This window comes from Amycolatopsis ponsaeliensis (genome assembly GCF_030182635.1).
Taxonomy (GTDB): domain Bacteria; phylum Actinomycetota; class Actinomycetes; order Mycobacteriales; family Pseudonocardiaceae; genus Amycolatopsis; species Amycolatopsis ponsaeliensis.
In genome coordinates, this window is record NZ_JAPZLD010000030.1 from 93,005 (window position 1) to 114,407 (window position 21,403).

At 73.5% G+C, this 21,403-nt stretch carries 2 protein-coding genes; both read right to left on the bottom strand.

The genetic code is table 11. The features are described 5' to 3' along the window. Window positions 1-278: 278 nt before the first annotated feature. The gene (locus QQ657_RS35865) at window positions 279-5,573 is read right to left on the bottom strand and encodes a type I polyketide synthase (RefSeq protein ID WP_284746760.1); all 5,295 of its coding nucleotides are present in this window, start codon (window positions 5,571-5,573) and stop codon (window positions 279-281) included. Next, window positions 5,570-21,373: a type I polyketide synthase gene (locus QQ657_RS35870; RefSeq protein WP_284746761.1), complete on the bottom strand. Its 15,804-nt coding sequence runs from the start codon at window positions 21,371-21,373 to the stop codon at window positions 5,570-5,572. Before QQ657_RS35870 ends, QQ657_RS35865 begins: the two co-directional genes overlap by 4 nt. Between the last annotated feature and the right edge of the window lie 30 nt (window positions 21,374-21,403).

Here is a 21,403-nt window from a genome sequence, read left to right on the forward strand (position 1 = left end):
AAGACATGCGGCAGCGCGGCCGCTCCTCGCGACCGCGCATCCCTGACTCGCGTCGAGCACCCACCGCGCGTGGCGCTCCGCGAAACCCCTCACTGCGAACATGTGCCGAACCGTCTCCTGCGCTCGAAGGTCTTGAATGAGTCATTCAAGACCTCCGAAGACCTGAATGACTCATTCAAGACACGGCAAGCCGCGGCCGGCGCAACGCAAAGGGACCGCTTCCGGCGCCGTTGGCGGAAGCGGTCCCTGGACCCGGCCGGGGGAGGTGACCGGGAGTTCTACCCCTGTGACTCCAGTTCTTCGTCCAGCATCGCGAACAGCTCGTCCGCGCCCGCCTCCTCGAGCTCGCGGTCGGCCGGGGAGAACGTCGCCACCAGCTCGCGCAGCCGGCCCACCACCGATGCCCGCTCCGCGGAGTCCAAAGCCCGCAGCTCCGTCTCCAGGTCCGCCAGCCGGACCTCCACCGCGGACGGCGGTTCGGTCAGCCCCGCACCGAGGAACGAAGCCAGCGCGCCCGCCGACGGGTGGTCGAAGATCAGCGTCGCCGGCAGCCGTTGCCCCGTCAGGGATTCCAGGCGGTTGCGCAGCTCGATCGCCGTCAGGGAATCGAAGCCCAGCTCGATGAAGCCCTTGCGCGGGTCGATCGCGTCACGGCGCTCGTGGCCGAGGACCACCGCCGCCGTGCCGCAGACCACGTCCAGCAGCGCGCGGTCGCGCTCCGCCGCCGGCAAGGCCACCACCCGGGCCCACGAGTCGTCCACGACCTCCGCGCGACGCCGGGTGCCACCGCGGACCAGGCCCCGGAGCATCGCCGGGACGCTGTGCGCGTCGGCTCGCACGCCGGACATGTCCAGCCGGACCGGCACCAGTGAAGGCTGCGACGTACCGAACGTCGCGTCGAACAGCGAAAGCCCGTCCGCGAACGACAAGCCCAGCACGCCCGAGCGGGCCATCCGGATCAGGTCGGTGTCCGCCAGCTCGTTCGACATGCCGCCCTCGGACCACAACCCCCACGCCAGTGACACCGCGTGCCGCCCGGACGCCGCCCGGTGGTGGGCCAGCGCGTCCAGGAAGACGTTCGCCGCCGAGTAGTTCGCCTGGCCCGCCGCGCCGAGCGTGCCGCCCGCCGACGAGTACAGCACGAAAGGAATGTCCAGCGAAGCAGTCAGCGAGTGCAGGTTCCACGCCGCGTCGACCTTCGGCCGCAGCACCGCGTCCATCCGCTCGGGCGTCAGCGCGAGCAGCACGCCGTCGTCGACGACGCCCGCCGTGTGCACGACCGCCGTCAGCGAGACCCCGTCCAGCAGAGTCGCGACCGCGTCGCGGTCGGCGAGATCACACGCTTCCAACGAGACCGTGGCCCCCAAGGAAGTCAGCGACGACACCAGCTCGGCGGCCCCCGGCGCCGAAGCACCACGACGGCTCGTGAGCAGCAGGTTCCTGACGCCGTGGTCGGTCACCAGGTGCCGCGCGATCAGCTGCCCCAGCACGCCGGTGCCGCCGGTGACCAGCACGGTTCCGTCAGGATCCAGCCCGGCCACATTCGAAGAAGGCACGAACTTCGCCAGCCGGTGCACCAGCACCGCGCCGTCCCGCACCGCGACGCCCGGCTCGTCGGCGTACATCGCCCCGAGCACCGCATCGAGGGGCACCGGACCACCGTCGACGTCCACGACCATGAACCGGTCGGGGTACTCCAGCTGAGCCGTCCGGATCACGCCCCACAGCGCGGCGTGCGTCAGATCGTCGACGCCCTCGTCGGGCCGCGTCCCGATCGCGTTCGCGGCGACCACGACCAGCCGGGACGACGCCAACGTCTCCTCGGCGACCCAAGCCTGGGCCAGCGCCAGCAACCGATGCGTCGCCTCACGAGCCGCAGCCGGCGAAGCCGAGGCAGGCGCCACGAACGGCGCGAACACCACATCCGGCGCCACCCCCGCGGAAACCAGCGCCGGAAGGTCCACATAGGACTGCCCCGGCAACCCGAACCCGGCACCGAGCACCGCCGAAGTGACCCCCGAGACGGCGTCACCTGTGAACGGCTGCCACTCGACGCGGAAGAGCGAGTCGTCGACCGCCGAGCGCGTGGCGCGGAACGCGTCGGCCGCGATCGGCCGCAGCGAAAGCGATTCGACGCTGAGCACCGGCGCACCGGTGGCGTCCGTCGCGGTCAGCGACACGGTGTTCTCGACGTCCGAAGTAATCAGGACGCGCAGCTCCGACGCCCCGGCCGCGTGCAGCGAAACGCCCGACCACGCGAACGGCAGCACCGGCTTGTCCTCGGTCGGCCCGGCCAGGCCGATCGTGTGCAGCGCGGCGTCGAGCAGGGCCGGGTGCAGGCCGAACGCCGACGCGTCCGCGTCCTCCGGCAGCGCGACTTCGGCGGCCAGCGTGTCGCCGTCCTGCCACACGCGGCGCAGCCCGGCGAACACCGGCCCGTAGTCGAAGCCCTGGGCGGCGAGGTCGTCGTAGCGCGAGGTCACGTCGATCTCGACCGCCCCCGCGGGCGGCCACTCCGGCAAAGCCGCCGGACTCGACACGAAGGAAGACAGCCGGCCGGAGCCGTGCTGCACCCATTCCGAAGCATCCTCGGCCTGTGAATAAATCGACAGAGAGCGCTGCTCCGATTCGAGAGCACCGACGACGACCTGCAGCCGGACAGCCCCTTCCGGGGGCACGATCAGCGGCGCGGCCAGGGTCAGCTCGTCGAGCCGCCCGCAGCCGACCTCGTCACCCGCGCGGACCGCCAGCTCGACGAACGCCGTGCCGGGGAACACGAGCGAACCCTGGACGACGTGGTCGGCGAGCCACGGCTGCGTCGAAGCCGAAAGCCGGCCGGTCAGCACGGCACCACCGGAGTCGGCCGCGACGACGACGGCACCCAGCAGCGGGTGCTCGGCGTCGCGCTGCCCGACCTCGGCGACGCCGCGGACGCGGGCGCCGGTCGGGTTCTCCAGCCAGTACCGCTTGCGCTGGAACGCATACGTCGGCAGTTCGACCGCCGTCCCGCCGGCGTAGAACGCCGAGAAGTCCACAGTGGACCCGCTGACGAAGAGAGCGGCGACCGCGGCGGCCGCCGACTCGGCTTCGGGCCGGTCCTTGCGCAGCACCGGGACGAACGTGGCCCGGTCGTCTTCACCCAAGCACGTCTGGCCCATCGCGGTGAGCACCGCGGACGGGCCGACCTCGACGAACGTCGTGACGCCCGCGTCCAGCAGCGTGCGGATCCCGTCGGCGAACCGGACGGCGTCGCGCACCTGGCTCACCCAGTACTCCGGCGAGGTCAGGTCGGCGTCCGGCGAAACCGTCGAGACGATCGGGATCTCCGGCGCGCGGTAGGTCAGGTTCCGGGCGATGAAGGCGAAGTCGGCCAGCATCGGCTCCATCAGCGCCGAGTGGAACGCGTGCGACACCTTCAACTGCGTGGTCTTCGAGAACTTCGAGGCCACGGTGAGCACCGCGTCCTCGTCCCCGGAGAGCACCACGGACGCCGGCCCGTTGACGGCGGCGATCGACACGCCGTCGCCCAGCAGCGGCAGGACATCGGCTTCGGCCGCCGCCACGGCGACCATCGCGCCCCCGGTGGGCAGCGCCTGCATCAGCCGCGCCCGGGCCGTCACCAGCGTGCAAGCGTCTTCGAGCGAGAGCACGCCGGCGACGTGCGCCGCGGCCAGCTCGCCGATCGAGTGCCCCAGCAGGTAGTCCGGCTGGACACCCCACGACTCGAGCAGCCGGAACACGGCGACCTCGATCGCGAACAACGCGGGTTGCGTGTACCCGGTCTCGCCGGAGCCGAGCACGGTCTTCAGGGGAACGTCGAGGTGCTTGTCCAGTTCGGCGGCCACCAGGTCGAAGACCTCGGAGAACGCGGGGAACGCCGCCGCCAGCTCCAGGCCCATCCCGGCGCGCTGCGCACCCTGGCCGGTGAACAGGAACGCCGTGCGCCCCGCCCCCGCCACACCTTCCACAACGCCGGCCGGACGGCCCGCCGCGTACTCGGTGAGCACGCGGATCGCGCCCTCACGATCGGCAGCCACGACACCGGCTCGGTGTTCGGCAAGAGTACGGGTGGTCACCAGCGAATATCCGACGTCCACAGTGGACTCTTCGCCCACGGACGCGGCCAGCTTGCCCGCCTGCGCCCGCAAGGCCTCGGGGTCGTTGGCGGACAGGAGCCAGGTCACCGGGCCTTCATCACCGGAAGAAACGGCCACCGGGTCGCCCTGCTCGACGATCACGTGCGCGTTGGTCCCGCTGATGCCGAACGACGACACCCCGGCGCGGCGCGGCCGGCCGGTCTCCGGCCACGTCCGTTCCGCGGTGAGCAGCGAGACGGTGTCCGTCCACTCGACGTGCGGCGACGGCTCTTCGGCGTGCAGCGTGCGCGGGAGGACGCCGCGCCGCAGCGCCTCCACCATCTTGATCACGCCGCCGACGCCGGCGGCCGCCTGCGTGTGGCCGACGTTCGACTTGAACGACCCGACGTGCAGCGGCCGCTCCGGCGTCGCCACCTTGCCGTAGGTCGAGATCAGCGCCTGAGCCTCGATCGGGTCGCCCAGCTTGGTGCCGGTGCCGTGCGCCTCGACGGCGTCCACATCGGACAGCTCCAGCCCGGCGTCGGCCAGCGCCGCGCGGATCACCCGCTGCTGCGCGGGCCCGTTCGGCACGGTGATGCCGCTGGACGCGCCGTCGGAGTTCACCGCGCTGCCGCGCAGCACGGCCAGCACGTGGTGGCCGTTGCGCCGCGCGTCGGAAAGCTTCTCCAGCAACAGCATCCCGGCACCCTCGGAGCACCCGACGCCGTCGGCGCCGCTGCCGAACGCCTTGCACCGGCCGTCCGGGGAAAGCCCTTGCTGCTCGCTGAAGTAGACGAACATGTCCGGCGTCACCATCACGGTCACGCCGCCGGCCAGCGCCAGCGAACACTCGCCGCGGCGCAGCGCCTGCGCCGCCCAGTGCAAGGCGACCAGCGATGACGAACACGCCGTGTCCACCGACACCGACGGGCCTTCGAGCCCGAGGGTGTAGGAGATGCGACCGGAGATCAGGCTGCCGTCGCTGCTCCCGGCGCCGTAGTCGTGGTACATCACGCCCGCGAAAACGCCGGTCTTGCTGCCCCGCAACGTCGAGGGCACGATGCCGGCGCGTTCCACGGCCTCCCACGCCGTCTCCAGCACGATCCGCTGCTGCGGGTCGAGCGTGCGGGCCTCGCGCGGGGAGATCCCGAAGAACTCCGGCTCGAAGTCGGCGGCTTCGTAGAGGAAACCGCCCTCCTTCGAGTACGTCGTCCCGGGCCGGCCGGCGGGGTCGAAGAGCGAGGGGGTGTCCCAGCCGCGGTCCTCGGGGAACTCGCCGACGGCGTCGGTGCCGCTCGCGACGAGGTCCCAGAGTTGCGAAGGCGTGGTGACCCCGCCGGGGTAGCGGCAGCCCATCCCGATGATCGCGATCGGCTCGCTCATCGCCGCGGTGAGCTTCTGGTTGTCCGCCTTGAGCCGCTCGTTGTCCATCATGGACTGACGCAGCGCGGCGACGATCTGCTCGGTGGACGGCGAGCTTTTCGGTTGGCCGGTCACTGGGAGTCCCCTCCATCCTCGGTCTGGGCGCCGGCCATCGCGGACCGGACCAGGTCGGCCAGGTCCATCCCGGCGATCGCCGCCACCTCGTCGGTTCCGTTGGCCTCGGCCACTTCTTCGACCGGCTCGCCGAGCTCGGGCAGCAGCTCCCCGAGCAGGAACCGGGTCAGCGGCAGCGGGCTCGGGTAGTCGAAGATCAGCGTCGCCGGCAGGCGCAGCCCGCAGGCGGCCCCGAGCCGGTTGCGCAGTTCCAGCGCCGCCAGCGAGTCGATGCCCAGGTCGGTGAAGCCCTTCTCGACCCCGACCGCCGAAGCGTCGTCGTAGCCGAGGACGGCCGCCGCATGCTCGCAGACCAGCTGCAGCAGCGCGGTTTCCCGCTCGTCGGCCGACATCCCGGTCAGCTTCTCGGCGAACCCGGCTTCGGGTGCCGCCGTCGCCGGCCCGGCCGCCGCGGCAGCCCGTCGCGGGGTGGCCGTGACCAGGCCGCGCAGGAGCGGTGCCAGCCGGTCGGCTTCCCGCAGGTCGGCGAGCTTGACCGGCACCAGCGTCGGTTCACCGGCCGCGAGGGCGGCGTCGAAGAGCGCGAGCCCGTCGGTGACGGCCAGCTCCGCGACCCCGTACCGGGCGACGTGCGTCAGGTCGACCGCGTCGCCGCTGCCTTCCCACGGACCCCAGGCCAGCGACGTCGCCGGGAGGCCCAGCGCCGTGCGGTGTTCGGCCAGCGCGTCGAGGAAGACGTTGCCCGCCGCGTAGTTCGCCTGCCCGGCGGCGAGCAGCAGGCCGCCCGCCGACGAGTAGAGGACGAACGCCTTGAGGTCCAGCGAAGCGGTCAGCTCGTGCAGGTGCCAGGCGGCGTCCACCTTGGGGCGCAGGACGTTCCCGACCTGCTCCGGGGTGAGCGCGCTCAGCACCGCGCTGTCCATCTGGCCGGCGGCGTGCACCACGGCGGTGAGGTCCGGCAGCGACTCGATGAGGGTGGCCAGCTCGGCCCGGTCGGTGACGTCGCAGGCCGCGACGGTCACCTCGGCACCCTGCTCGGCCAGCTCGTCGACGAGTTCGCGAGCCCCGGCCGCGTCGAGACCGCGACGGCTGGTCAAGACGAGGTTCCGGGCCCCGCGGGCGACGAGGTGCCGGGCGAGGTGGCCGCCGAGCAGGCCCGCGCCGCCGGTGATGAGCACCGTGCCGGCCGGGTCCCAGTCGACCGGGTCGCCGACCGTCGTGACCTTGGCCAGCCGGGGCACGCGGACCTCGCCGACGCGGACGATCGCTTCCGGCTCACCGGAGGCGACCACCGCGGGCAGGGCACGCGTCGACTGGGACAGATCGTCGACGTCGACGATCTGGATCCGCCCGGGGTTCTCCGCCTGCGCGGCCCGGACGAGCCCCCAGACCGGCGCCTGCGCGAGGTCCGCGCTGTCGGCCACGGCGTTGCGCGTGACGACCAGGAGCTTGCCCTCGAAGCCGTCGAGCCAGGTCTGCAGCTGTCCGAGGGTTTCCTGGACGGTCGCGTGGACCCGGGCCGGGACATCCCCTTCGGCGGAGCCGACCGGCAGGACCAGGACGTCGGCCGCCACGAGCCGCTCGTGCGTCGGTACGCCGAGACCGAGGTCGTCGGTGCCGAGCACGGCCCAGCCCTCGAGGGACTTGACCAGGCGGACACCGGCCGCGGGCTGCCAGTCGATCCGGTAGAGCGAGTCGGGCACCTTCGCGCCCAGCTGGCCCTCCGACACCGGCCGCGTCACCAGCGACTCGATCCAGGCGACCGGCGAACCGGTCGCGTCGGCCAGCGCCAGCGAGGCGTCCTTGCCCTCCTTGCGAACCCACACCCGCAGCGTCGTGGCTCCGGCCGCGTGCAGCGAGACCTGGTTCCAGGCGAACGGGATCGTCGTCTCGGTCAGCGCCTTCGGGCCACCGGGGACGAGGAAGTCCGTGGCACCCAGCGCCGAATCGAGCAGGCCCGGGTGGAGGCCGAACTCGCTCGCCGCGGTGCCCTCGGGCAGCGCCACCTCGGCGAACACCTCACCGTCACGCAGCCAGACCGCGCGCAGGTTCCGGAACACCGGGCCGTAGCCGAAGCCGAGCCCGGCCAGGTCGTCGTAGAGCCCGGTGAGGTCGGCGGCTTCGGCGCCCTCCGGCGGCCACACCGAGAGGTCGAACTCCTCCGGCTGGGCACCGGTGGACAGCGTGCCGGCCGCGTGCTGCGTCCAGACGTCCTCGATCCGGGAGTGCACCGACAGCTCACGACGGCCGCCCGCGCCCGGAGCGCCGACGACGACCCGGATGTCGACGCCGCCTTCGGCCGGGAGCAGCAGCGGGGCCTGCTGGGTCAGCTCTTCCAGGACGTCGCAGCCGAGCTGGTCGCCGGCGTGCAGGGCCAGCTCGACGTACGCGGTGCCCGGCAGCATCGTCCGGCCCATCACCACGTGGTCGGCCAGCCAGGTCTGCCGGTCGACCGCGAGCCGGCCGGTGAGCACGGCGCCGCCGTCGGGCAGCTCCACCAGCGCGCCCAGCAGCGGATGCCCGGCGGACTTGGCGCCCAGCGAGCCGACGTCGCCGGCCCGCTTCGTCGCGTTGAGCCAGTACTCCTTGTTCTGGAAGGCGTACGTCGGCAGGCCCACAGTGGACGCGCCACGGCCGGCATACACGGCACTCCAGTCCGGCTTCGCCCCGCGCGAGTACAGCGTGGCCAGCGCGGTGAACAGCGTCTGGACCTCGTCGCGGCCCCGGCGCAGCGCGGGCACGCCCACGACGCGGTCGGGCCGGTCGGCGAGCGACGTGTCGCACTCGCGGGCCATGCCGGTCAGCACGGCGTCCGGGCCCAGCTCGACGAACCGGGTCACCCCGGCCGAGAGCAGCGCGCCGACGCCGTCGGCGAACCGGACGGCTTCCCGCACGTGGTTCACCCAGTACTCCGGCGAGCAGAGCTGCTCGGCGGTGGCGATCCGGCCGGTCACGTTGGAGACGACCGGGATGCCCGGGGCCGAGTACGTCAGCTTCTCCGCCACCACGGCGAACTCGGCCAGCATCGGCTCCATCAGCGAGGAGTGGAAGGCGTGCGAGACGACCAGCTGCTTCACGCGCCGTCCGGCTTCCTTGAAGGCGGCCATGGCGGCCTGCACCGCGGCCTCGGGGCCGGAGACGACCACCGAGCGCGGGCCGTTGACCGCGGCGATGTCTACTTCGGCCGGGAGCGCGGCACGCACCTCGTCCTCGGTGGCCGCGATGGCTGCCATCGCCCCGCCGGAAGGCAGGGCCTGCATCAACCGGCCGCGAGCCGCGACCAGTGCACAGGCGTCGGCAAGGGAGAGCACCCCGGCGACGTGCGCCGCGGCCAGCTCACCGATCGAGTGCCCGGCGACGTAGTCCGGCGTGATGCCCCACGACTCGACCAAGCGGTAGAGCGCGACCTCGATGGCGAACAGGGCGCACTGCGTGTACGCGGTCTTGTTCAGCAGCTCGCCGTCGGCGGAACCCTTCTCCGCCCAGATGACCTGCTTCAGCGGGACGTCGGTGTCGAACAGGCCGCACGCTTCGTCGAATGCACCGGCGAAGACCGGGAAGGCCTCGTACAGCTCGCGGCCCATGCCCGGCTGCTGGGCGCCCTGTCCGGTGAACAGGAACGCGGTCAGGTCGGCCGCGCTGGTCGCGCCGGTCACCGTGCCCGCCGGGGTCCCGCCGGTGGCGAGGCCGTCGAGTGCCTTCAAAGCGGCGTCACGGGTGGCGGCCAGGACCACCGAGCGGTGGTCGAGGGCCGCTCGCCCGGTGGCGAGCGAGTAACCGACGTCGGTGAGGTCCAGCTCCGGGTTCGACCGGATCCACGCGGCCATCCGGGCGGCCTGGTCGGCGAGCGCCGACGCAGTGGTCCCGGCGATCGGCAGCGGAACCGACGTCAGCGGCGGAGCCGTCCGGCGCGGACGCTCCACAGTGGACGGCGGTGCCTCTTCGATGATGATGTGCGCGTTGGTGCCGCTGATGCCGAAGGACGAGACGCCGGCGCGGCGCGGGCGGCCGTTGGGCAGCCACGGGCGAGCCTCGCTCAGCAGCTCGATGTCGCCGGTGGTCCAGTCGACGACCGGGGACGGCGCGTCGATGTGCAGCGACTTCGGCAGCATGTTGTGCCGCATGGCCTGGACGACCTTGATCACGCCCGCCGCGCCGCCGGAAGCCTGCGCGTGGCCGATGTTGGACTTCACCGAGCCCAGGTACAGCGGCCGCCCGTCCGGACGGTCCTGGCCGTAGGTGGCCAGCAGCGCCTGCGCCTCGATCGGGTCACCCAGCTTCGTGCCGGAACCGTGCGCCTCCACGGCGTCCACTTCGGACGGAGTGAGACCGCCCGCCGCCAGGGCCGCGTGGATCACGCGTTCCTGCGACGGCCCGTTCGGCGCGGTGAGGCCGTTGGACGCGCCGTCCTGGTTGACGGCGCTGGAGCGGACCACGGCCAGGACCTCGTGCCCGTTGCGCTGGGCGTCGGACAGCCGCTCCAGCAGGAGCAGGCCCGCGCCTTCGGCCCAGCCGACGCCGTCGGACGCCGCGGAGAAGGACTTCGACCGGCCGTTGGGCGACAGCACACCCTGGCGGCTGGAGTCGACGAACAGGTCCGGCTGCGAGAGCAGCGTGACGCCGCCCGCCAGTGCCAGCCCGCACTCCCCCGCCCGCAGCGCCTGCACCGCGAGGTGCAGCGTGACCAGCGAGGACGAGCACGCGGTGTCGACCGTCATGCACGGGCCTTCCAGCCCCAGCAGGTAGGAGATGCGGCCGGAGACGACCGCGCCCGAGCTGCCGTTGGGGATGTAGGCGGCGACGTCGAGGGGCGCGCCGGGGACGCGGCTGCCGTAGTCGTCGTACATCGCGCCGGTGAAGACGCCGGTCATGCTGCCGCGCAGCGCGGTCGGGTCGATGCCGGCCCGCTCGATGGCCTCCCACGCCGTCTCCAGCAGGAGCCGCTGCTGCGGGTCCATGGCCAGCGCCTCGCGCGGGCCGATGCCGAAGAACGCCGGGTCGAACAACGTGCCTTCGTGGAGGAAGCCGCCTTCGCGGGCGTAGGTCTTGCCGCGTTTGCCGCGCTCGGGGTCGTAGATGCTCTCGATGTCCCAGCCGCGGTTGGTCGGGAACTCCGACACCGCGTCGACCTCGTCGACCAGCAGCTGCCAGAGGTCCTCCGGCGACCGGACGCCGCCGGGGTACCGGCAGGCCATGCCGACGATCGCGATGGGCTCCTGCATCGACGCGTTGGTCCGGGTCGTGGTGGCCGGGACCTTCGCGACCGCGCCGAGCAGCTTGCCCTTGACGAAGTCGGCCACCGCCTTGGCGGTCGGGTGGTCGAAGATCAGCGTCGCCGGCAGGGTCAGGCCGGTGGCGGTGCCGAGCAGGTTGCGCAGCTCGACCGCTGCTAGGGAGTCGAAGCCGAGCTCCTTGAACGCCCGGGTGCCGTCCACTTCGGACTTGTCCGCGTAGCCGAGCACGGTGGCCACCTGCGTGCGGACGATGTCCAGCAGCACGCGGTCACGCTCGTTGTCGGCCAGCGAAGCCAGCTCCGCTGCCAGTGCGTTGTCGGCAGCCTTCGCCGCCGCCCTGGCGGTCCGGCGGGCCTTCGGCGGGACGAACCCGCGCAGCAGGGCCGGCAGGTCGTCGGTGCGGGCCCGCAGCGCCGCGACGTCGACCCGCAGCGGGGCGATCACGGCGTCCTCGGCGGCGGTCGCCGCGTCGAACAGCGCGAGCCCCTGCTCCGCGGTGACCGCGGGGAGGCCGAGCCGCGCCATCCGGGCGAGGTCGGCTTCGGCGAGTTCGCCGCCGAGGCCGGTGTTCTCGGCCCAGAGACCCCAGGCCAGCGCCGTCGCCGGCAGGCCCGCGGCCCGCCGGTGCGCGGCGAGGCCGTCGAGGAACGCGTTGGCCGCGGCGTAGTTCGCCTGGCCCGCGGGCAGCACCTGGCCGCCGGCGGAGGAGAACAGCACGAACGCGGCGAGGTCCTTCGTCAGCTCGTGCAGGTGCCAGGCGGCGTCGACCTTGGACCGCAGGACCGAGTCGAGCCGGTCGGCGGTCAGCGAGTCGAAGACGCCGCTGTCGGCCGTGCCCGCCGCGTGCACCACGGCGGTGAGGTTGTCGATCGCGCCGACCAGGCTCTCGACCTGGGCGCGCTCGGTGACGTCGCACGCGGCGACCCGCACCCGGGCCCCCAGGTCTTTCAGGTCCTCGACCAGCTGCGGGGCCCCCGGCGCACCGAGCCCGCGGCGGCTGGTGAGCACCAGGTCGGTGACGCCGTGCTCGGCCACCAGGTAGCGCGCCAGCAGGCTGCCGAGCCCGCCGGTGCCACCGGTGATCAGCACGGCACCGCCGGCCCGCCACGGCGAAGCGTCGCCGGACTCGGTCTTGGCGTACCGCGGCACGAGCACCGCGCCCTCGCGAATAGCTGCTTCCGGCTCCCCGGAGGCGACGACCGCCGCGATGGACCCGGCCGCCGCGGCCTCGTCACCGTCGACGACGAACACGCGGCCGGGGTGCTCGGCCTGCGCCCCACGGGCCAGGCCCCACAGCAGCCCCTGCGTGACGTCCACAGTGGACTCACCAGCGGGCACCGCGTCCTGCGTCACCACGGCCAGCTTCGTGATCCCGAACCGGGGCTCGGCCAGCCAGGCCTGCAGCTCGGCGAGCAGCCAAGCGGCGTTCTCGCGGGCCACCGCCGGGACATCGCCCTCGGCGCCCGGCACGGTCAGCGTGATCAGGGACGGCACCGGCTCGCCGCGGTCGATCGCCGCGGTGAGGTCGGCGAACCCGGCGTAGGTGGCGGCCACCCCGACGCGGCCGCGGCCGATGGCGACCACTTCGGCGTCGGACGGCGGCACGGAGACGGGCTGCCAGGCGATCTTCAGCAGCGAGCCGTCCACCTCGGCCGGCGACGCCGTCAGCTCCCGGCGGACCGGACGCGAGACGAGCGAGTCGATGGTCGCGACCGGACGGCCTTCGCTGTCGGCCACCTCGATGGCCGACACCTCGTCGCCGTTCAGCCGCTCGATCCGCACCCGCAGCACCGAAGCGCCGGCGGCGTGCAGCGTGACGCCGTTCCAGACGAACGGCAGCAGCGTCGCGCCACCCGGGTCGCCGAGGAGATCGGCGTGCATGGCGATGTCGAGCAACGCCGGGTGCAGGCCGTAGAGGCTCGCCGTCGACGCCGCCGGCTCCGGCAGCGCGACCTCGGCGAAGACCTCGTTGCCCCGCCGCCAGGCGGCCTTGAGGCCCTGGAAGGACGGGCCGTAGCCGTAGCCACGCTCGTCGAGCAGGTCGTACGCGCCCTCGACCACGATCGGGGTCGCCCCGGCCGGCGGCCACTCGGTGAGCCCGGCGGGCTCGGGCCGCGGCGCCGCGGACAGCGTGCCGACCGCGTGCTGGGTCCACTCTTCGCCGTCGGTGGGCCGGGAGAACACGGTGACCGGGCGGCGGTCGCCGTCGGCGGGACCGACCACGACCTGGAGCGCGACGGCACCGTCCGGCGGCAGGACCAGCGGCGCCTGCAGCGTGAGCTCTTCGACCGTCGAGTGGCCGACCTGGTCGCCTGCGGCGATGGCGAGCTCGACGAACCCGGTGCCGGGCACCAGGATCGCGCCCTTCACGACGTGGTCGGCCACCCACGGCACCGACCCGGCCGACAGCCGGCCGGTGAGCACCGTGGTGTCCGAACCGGACAGTGGCACGACCGCGCCCAGCATCGGGTGCGGCAGCGGCTGCTGGCCGACCGCCGTCACGTCGCCGGACGGCGTCGCGTCGAGCCAGAAGCGCTTGTGCTGGAAGGCGTACGTCGGCAGGTCGAGCCGGACCGGGCCGTCGCCGAGCACGCGGCCCAGCTGGGCGGCCCCGCGGGTGTGGAGACGGCCGAGCGCGGCCAGCGCGGTGCGCACCTCGTCCCGGTCGCGGCGGCCGAACGGCACGAACGCGACCGCGTCGGGGTTCGCGACGCTCTGCGGGCCGAGCGCCGACAGCACGCTGTCCGGCCCCAGCTCGAGGAACGTCTCGACGCCGTCGGCGGCCAGGGCCGCGATCGCGTCCCCGAAGCGCACGGCTTCGCGGACGTGGGTGACCCAGTACTCCGGTGAAGTCAGGTCCGCGCCGGGCGAGACCGTGGAGAAGATCGGGATCCGCGGCGCGTGGAACGTCAGGCCGGCGGCGATCTCGCGGAACTCGTCGAGCATCGGGGCCATCAGCGGCGAGTGGAAGGCGTGGCTCACGCGCAGCCGGCGCGTCCGGACGTCGGCGACCGTGGCCGCCCGCTCGATCCGGGCCACGACCTCGGCGACGCCGGAGACGACGATCGACTCCGGGCCGTTGACGGCGGCGATGCTGACCTCGTCCTCGTGCCCGCGCAGCAGTTCCCGCGCGCCCTCTTCGGTCGTGGCCAGCGAAACCATGGCGCCCGGCGGCTCGCTCAGCGAGCCCATCAGGCGGCCGCGCGCGGCGACCAGCGCCGCCGCGTCCTCGAGGGAGAGCACGCCGGCGACGTGCGCCGCGGCCAGCTCGCCGATCGAGTGCCCGGCCAGGGCGTCGGGGACGATCCCCCACGACTCGGCGAGCCGGAAGAGCGCGACCTCGACCGCGAACAGCGCGGTCTGCGTGTACTGCGTCTGGTCGAGCAGGCCGCGGTTCGCCAGCGCGGTCGTGCCGAAGACGACGTCGCGCAGCGGGATGTCCAGCAGGGGGTCGATCGCGGCGCAGACGGCGTCGAAGGCTTCGGCGAACACCGGGTAGGTGGCGTGCAGCGCCTGGCCCATGCCGACGCGCTGGGCGCCCTGGCCCGAGAACAGGAACGCGAGCTTGCCCTCGCCGGCGGTGCCGGTGACGACGTCGGTGCCGGGCTCGCCGGCGGCCAGCGCGTCGAGACCGTCGGCCAGTTCGGCCGGGGTCCCGGCGACCACCACGGCCCGCTGTTCCAGCGCGGAGCGGGTCGAGACCAGCGAGCGAGCCAGCTCGGCGACGGTGATGTCTTCGTGGTCGGCGAGGTACTCGCGCAGCCGGGCGGCCTGGCCGCGCACGGCGGCCGCGGTGCGCCCGGAGAGCGCGACGGGGACGACGGCGTCGGGCTGCGGCTCGGCCGGCTGCTCGATCCCGGCGTCGGCCGGAGCCTGCTCGATGATCACGTGGGCGTTGGTGCCGCTGATGCCGAACGACGAGACGGCGGCCCGGCGCGGGTGGCCGTTGGGGGACCAGTCGCGCGACTCGGTCAGGAGCCGCACCGCGCCGGTGTCCCAGTCGACCACAGTGGACGGACGGTCGACGTGCAGGGTCTGCGGCAGCTGCTCGTTGCGCAGCGCCATGACCATCTTGATGATGCCGGCGACGCCGGCCGCGGCCTGGGTGTGGCCGATGTTGGACTTGATCGAACCCAGCCACAGGGGCTGGTCCTCGGCGCGGCCCTGGCCGTAGGTGGCGAGCAGGGCCTGCGCCTCGATCGGGTCGCCCAGCGTGGTGCCGGTGCCGTGGCCTTCGACGGCGTCCACTTCGGACGGATTGAGACCCGCGTCGGCCAGTGCCTTCGCGATCACGCGCTGCTGCGAGGGACCGTTCGGGGCGGTGAGGCCGTTGGACGCGCCGTCGTGGTTGACCGCGGAGCCCTTGAGCAGCGCCAGGACCGGGTGGCCGTTGCGCTTGGCGTCGGAGAGCCGCTCGACGAGCAGCATGCCCGCGCCCTCGCCCCAGCCGGTGCCGTCGGCCGAGTCGGCGAACGAGCGGCAGCGGCCGTCGGCGGACAGGCCGCGCTGGCGGCTGAAGTCGACGAACGTGTCCGGGGTGGACATCACGGTGACGCCACCGGCGAGGGCCAGGGTGCACTCGCCGCGGCGCAGGGCCTGGACCGCCCAGTGCAGGGCGACCAGCGAGGACGAGCACGCCGTGTCGACGGTGACCGTCGGGCCCTCCAGGCCGAGGGCGTACGAGACGCGGCCGGAGACGACGCTGGCGAGGCTGCCGTTGCCGAGGTAGCCCGCGATGTCGTCGGAAACCGTACCGAGTCGGGTGCCCCAGTCGTGGTACATGACGCCGGCGAACACACCGGTGGCACTGCCGCGCAACGAAACCGGGTCGATGCCGGCCCGCTCGAACGCCTCCCAGGACACTTCCAGCAGCAGCCGCTGCTGCGGGTCCATCGCGGCCGCCTCGCGCGGGCTGATCTCGAAGAAGTCGGCGTCGAACTCGGCGGCGTCGTGCAGGAAGGCGCCGTGCTTGACGTAGCTGTGGCCGGGCTTGCCGGGCTCGGGGTCGTAGAGCGCGTCGACGTTCCAGCCGCGGTCGGCCGGGAACGGCGTGAGCGCTTCTTCCCCACCCGAGACGAGCCGCCACAGGTCCTCGGGCGTCGCGACGCCGCCGGGGTAGCGGCAGGCGATGCCGACGATGGCGATCGGCTCTTCCGGGTCGGCCGTGGTCACCGGCGCGACCGGCGTCGCCGGGGCGAGCCCGGCGACGCGCGTGACCAGGTACTCGGCCAGCGCGCGCGGGGTCGGGTGGTCGAACACCAGCGTCGCGGGCAGCCGCAGGCCGGTGACGGAGTCGAGGATGTTGCGCAGTTCCACCGCGGCGAGGGAGTCGAACCCGATCTCGCCGAACGGGCGGGACGGGCTGATCGCCGACGGGCCGTCGTGGCCGAGCACGGCCGCGACGTGGGTACGCACCAGGTCCAGCACCGCGCGGTCGCGGTCGGCCTCGGACAGCGAGACGAACCGCTCGGCGAACTGCCGCTCCGGCGTGAGCTCCCCGGCCGCCGCGGCGATGCGGCGCCGGTTCGCGGGGACGAGGCCGCGCAGGAGCGCCGGCACGTCGTCGCGGGCGCTCAGCGCGACGCGGTCGACGCGGGTGGGCACCACGGTGGGCGTGCCCGTGGCGATCGCGGCGTCCAGCGCGGCCAGGCTTTCGGACGCGGTCAGCGGGGCGAGACCCAGCCGGCCGATCCGGCTCAAGTCCTTTTCGGACAGTCCGGCGCTCATGCCGAGCGCGGCGCCGTCGTCGGTCCACAGGCCCCAGGCCAGGGACGTCGCGGGGAGCCCCTGGCCACGGCGGTGCTCGGCGAGCGCGTCGAGGAAGGTGTTGCCCGCCGCGTAGTTCGCCTGGCCCGCGCCGTCGACCAGGCCGGCCGAGGACGAGAACAGGACGAACGCGGCCAGGTCGGAGGTCAGCTCGTGCAGCGCCCAAGCGGCGTCGACCTTGGGGCCGAGGACGGTGTCGAGGCGATCGTCGGTGAGCGAGCCGATCATCGCGTCGTCGAGCACACCGGCGGTGTGGACGACGGCGGTCAGCGGCTGCTCGATCTTCTTCAGCGCGGCCGACAGCGACCGCTTCTTCGTGACGTCACAGGCGATGACCTGCACCGTTGCGCTCGTCCCCAGCTCGGCGACCAGTTCGGCCGCGCCCGGGGCGTCGCTTCCACGACGGCTGAGCAGCACCAGGTGCCGGACGCCGTGCGTGGCCACGAGGTGCCGCGCGACCTGCGCGCCGAGGCCGCCGGTGCCGCCGGTGATCAGCACGGTGCCACCCGCCTGCCAGGCCGGCGCGTCGGCGTCGGCGAGCAGGCGGACGAGCCGGGCGGTCCGCACCTGGTCGCCGTCGATCCGCAGCTCCGGCTCGCCGGACGCGAGCGCGGTGGCCAGCGTCGCGCTAGTGGTCTCACCTTCGACCAGCACGATCCGGCCCGGGTGCTCGGCCTGCGCCGACCGGACCAGCCCGCGCGCGACGGAGTCGGCGAGCGTGCCGCGGGTCTGCAGCACGAGCTTGGCCGAGGCGAAGCGGTCGTCGCCGACGAACTCCTGAAGGACGGCGAGCACGCGGTGCGCGGTCTGCTTGGCCGCGGCCGGAACGCTCCGGCCCTTCGCGGAGATCCGCACCAGGACGGCATCCGGCACGTCGGTCAGCTCGGCGAGTTCGGAAACCTCGGTCACCGAGAACTCGGCGTCGGACGCCGCGACCGGCGTCCATTCGACGGTGTGCAGCAGGTCCTGGGCCCGCGGGCCCAGGTCGGTGCCACTGACCGGGCGGGAGCGGAACGACTCGACCGACAGCACCGGCGTCCCCGCCGGGTCGGTCACTTCCAGGGAGACGCCGCCGGTGGCGGGCGAAGTGATCCGCACCCGCACCTCGGTCGCGCCGGAGGCGTGCAGCCGCACGCCGGTCCACGCGAACGGCAGGCGGATCTCGTCGGCTTCGCGGGCCTCGCCCGGGGCGAAGTCGGTGGCGTGCAGGACGGCGTCGAGCAGTGCCGGGTGGATCCCGAAGTCCTCGTCCCGGGTGGGCAGGGCGACCTCGGCGAACACGACGTCGTCGCGCTTCCACGCGGTGCGCAGGCCCTGGAACAGCGGGCCGTAGCCGTAGCCCTGGGCCGCCAGCTCTTCGTACAGCTCGTGCGTGGCGACGACCTCGGCGCCGGACGGCGGCCACTCGGTGATCGGCGCGGGCGCGGCGGCCTCCTCCTCGGCCAGCACGCCGACGGCGTGGCGGGTCCAGGCGACGTCCTGCTCGGTCCGCGAGTAGAACTCGATGGTGCGACGGCCGTCCTCGACCGGGCCGACCACGGCCTGCACCTCGACGCCCCGGCCCTCCGGCACGGACAGGGGTGCCTGCAGGGTCAGCTCGTCGACGACGTCGCAGCCCGCCCGTTCGGCGGCGTGCAGGGCCATCTCGACGAACGCGGTGCCGGGCAGCAGGGCCGTGCCGGCGATGGTGTGGTCGGCGAGCCACGGGTGCGACCGCAGGCCGATCCGGCCGGTGAGGACCAGGCCGTCGTGGTCGGCCAGGCCGATCTCGGCGGCCAGCAGCGGGTGGCCGGAGGCGAGCTGGCCGAAGCCGGCCGCGTCGCCGTGGCTCGGCGCGGTGAGCCAGAAGTGCTTGCGCTGGAAGGCGTAGGTCGGCAGGTCCACGGCGTTGGCCGGGCCGAAGAACGCGGTCCAGTCGACCCGCACGCCGCGGGTGTGCAGCCGGCCGAGCGCGCCGGCGAGTGCCGGGACCTCGGCGTGGCCGCGGCGCTGCGCGGGCACGAAGGCGATGTCGTTGCCGTGCGGGCCGGTGGCGGCCATCGCGGCCAGGACAGCGTCCGGGCCGACCTCCAGAGCGGTGGTGACCCCGGCCGCGGCGAGCGCGGCGACGCCGTCGGCGAATCGCACGGCCCGCCGGACGTGGTAGAGCCAGTAACCGGGCGAGCACAGCTCCTCGGCGGTCGCCAGGCGGCCGGTGACGTTCGAGATGACCGGGATCGACGGCGGCGCGAAGTCGACGACCTCCAGGACCTCGCGGAACTCGGCGAGCATCGGCTCCATCAGCGGCGAGTGGAACGCGTGCGACACGCGCAGCTCGCTCGTCTTGCGGCCCTGCGCACGGAACACCGCGACGACGCCCTCGACCGCGTCCCGCTCACCGGAGACGACGATGGCCGCCGGGCCGTTGATCGCGGCGATGCTGACACCGTCGGTGAGCAGCGGCAGGACCTCGTCCTCGGTCGCGGCGACGGCGACCATCGCGCCACCCTCGGGTAGAGCCTGCATCAGACGGCCACGCGCGGCGACGACGAGACAGGCGTCCTCCAGCGACCAGACGCCGGCGATGTGCGCGGCGGCCAGTTCACCGATGGAGTGCCCGAGCAGGACGTCCGGCTTGACACCCCACGACTCCAGCAGCCGCGCCAGCGCGACCTCGATCGCGAACAGCGTGCACTGCGCGTACTGGGTGCCGTTCAGCTCGTCGGCGTCGTCGCCGAAGAGGACGTCGCGCAGCGGGCGGTCCATCTGCACGTCGAGGTGGTCGATGGCCTCGTCGAAGACCTCGGCGAAGACCGGGTGGGCCAGGTACAGCTCCTTGCCCATGGCGAGCCGCTGCGAACCCTGGCCGGTGAACAGCATCGCGAGCTTGCCCGGCGTGCGTTCGCCGGTGACGACGGCGCTGTCCTGCTCCCCCGCGGCGAGCGCACGCAGGCCGCGGACGGCGTCCTCGGTGCTCTCGGCGACGACGACGGCGCGGTGGTCGTGCGCGGCACGCGTGCCGGCCAGAGAGAAGCCGATCTCGGTGAGGTCGGCGGACTCCACTGTGGACACGAGCTTCTCGGCCTGCGCCCGCAGGGCTTCCTCGCTGCGGGCCGAGACGACGAGCGGCACGACCGGCAGCGGCCGGGTGTCGACGGTCTCGTCGGCGGTGGCCGGAGCCTGTTCGATGATGACGTGCGCGTTGGTGCCGCTGACACCGAACGACGAAACACCCGCGCGGCGCGGACGTTCGACCGCGGGCCACTCGCGGGCCTCGGTCAGCAGCTCGACCGCGCCCGCGGTCCAGTCGACGTGCGGCGTCGGCGCGTCGACGTGCAGGGTCTTCGGGAGCCGGCCGCGGCGGATCGCCTCGACCATCTTGATCACGCCGGCCACGCCGGCCGCGGCCTGGGTGTGGCCGATGTTGGACTTGATCGAGCCGAGCAGCAGCGGCGTCTCACGGCTCTGGCCGTAGGTGGCGAGCAGGGCCTGCGCCTCGATCGGGTCGCCGAGCCGGGTGCCGGTGCCGTGCGCCTCGACGGCGTCCACTTCGGACGCTTCCAGCCGGGCGTCGGCGAGGGCGCGGTGGATGACGCGCTGCTGCGACGGGCCGTTGGGGGCGGTGAGGCCGTTGGAGGCACCGTCGGAGTTGATGGCGGTACCGCGGACGACGGCGAGCACGGTGTGCCCGTTCGCGACCGCGTCGGACAGGCGTTCCAGCACCAGGACACCGACACCCTCGGCGAACCCGGTGCCGTCGGCGCCCGCGGCGAAAGCCTTGCAGCGGCCGTCTTCGGCGAGGCCGCGCTGGCGGCTGAACGCGGTGAACGTGCCGGGCCCGCCCATGACGGCGACGCCGCCGGCGAGCGCGAGCGGGGTCTCGCCACGTCGCAGGGACTGCACCGCGAGGTGGAGCGCGACGAGCGAGCCGGAGCACGCGGTGTCGACGGTCAGCGTCGGGCCTTCGAGGCCGAGCGCGTAGGCGACGCGGCCGGAGACGACGCTGGGCGCGTTGCCGGTGAGCAGGTAGCCGTCGAGGCCGTCGGGGGCCTCGTGCAGGCGCGGGCCGTACTCCTGGGCCTCGGCGCCGATGAAGACGCCCGCAGGTGTGCCGCGCAGCGTCGTCGGGTCGATCTTGGCGCGCTCCAGGGCTTCCCAGGCGGTCTCGAGGACGAGCCGCTGCTGCGGGTCCATCGCGGACGCTTCGCGCGGGGCGATGCCGAAGAAGCCGGCGTCGAACTCCCCGGCGTCGGGCAGGAACCCGCCGGAGGTGACGTAGCTGCTGCCCGGGCGGTCCGGGTCCGGGTCGTAGAGGCCGTCGAGGTCCCAGCCGCGGTCGGTCGGGAACCCGGTGATGGTGTGCACTTCTTCGGCGACGAGCCGCCACAGCTCCTCGGGCGAGGCGGCCCCGCCCGGGTAGCGGCAGCCGATGCCGACGATCGCGACCGGCTCGTCTACGTCACCCGTGCTCGAAGGTCCACTGTGGACGACCTCGGCGCCGAACACCGCCGCGTGCAGGAAGCGCGCGACGGCGACCGGCGTCGGGTGGTCGAAGGCCAGCGTGACCGGCAGGTCGAGCCCGGTGGCCTCGGTGAGCCGCGCGTGCAGCTCCACCGCGGCCAGCGAGTCGAACCCGTGGTCGGAGAACGCCTTTTCGGGGTCGAGCAACGCCGGGACGTCCGGCCGGGCCGCCAGGAGCGCGGCCCGGGTGGCGTCGTGGACGACGTCGGCCAGGAATGCCGAGCGGTCACCGGGGGGCAGTTCGGTCAGCCGCTCCGCGAACCCGGACGCCCGATTCGATTCGGTTTCAAACTCACGCATTCCGCACTCCACCGCTGTAGCAAGCCAGCA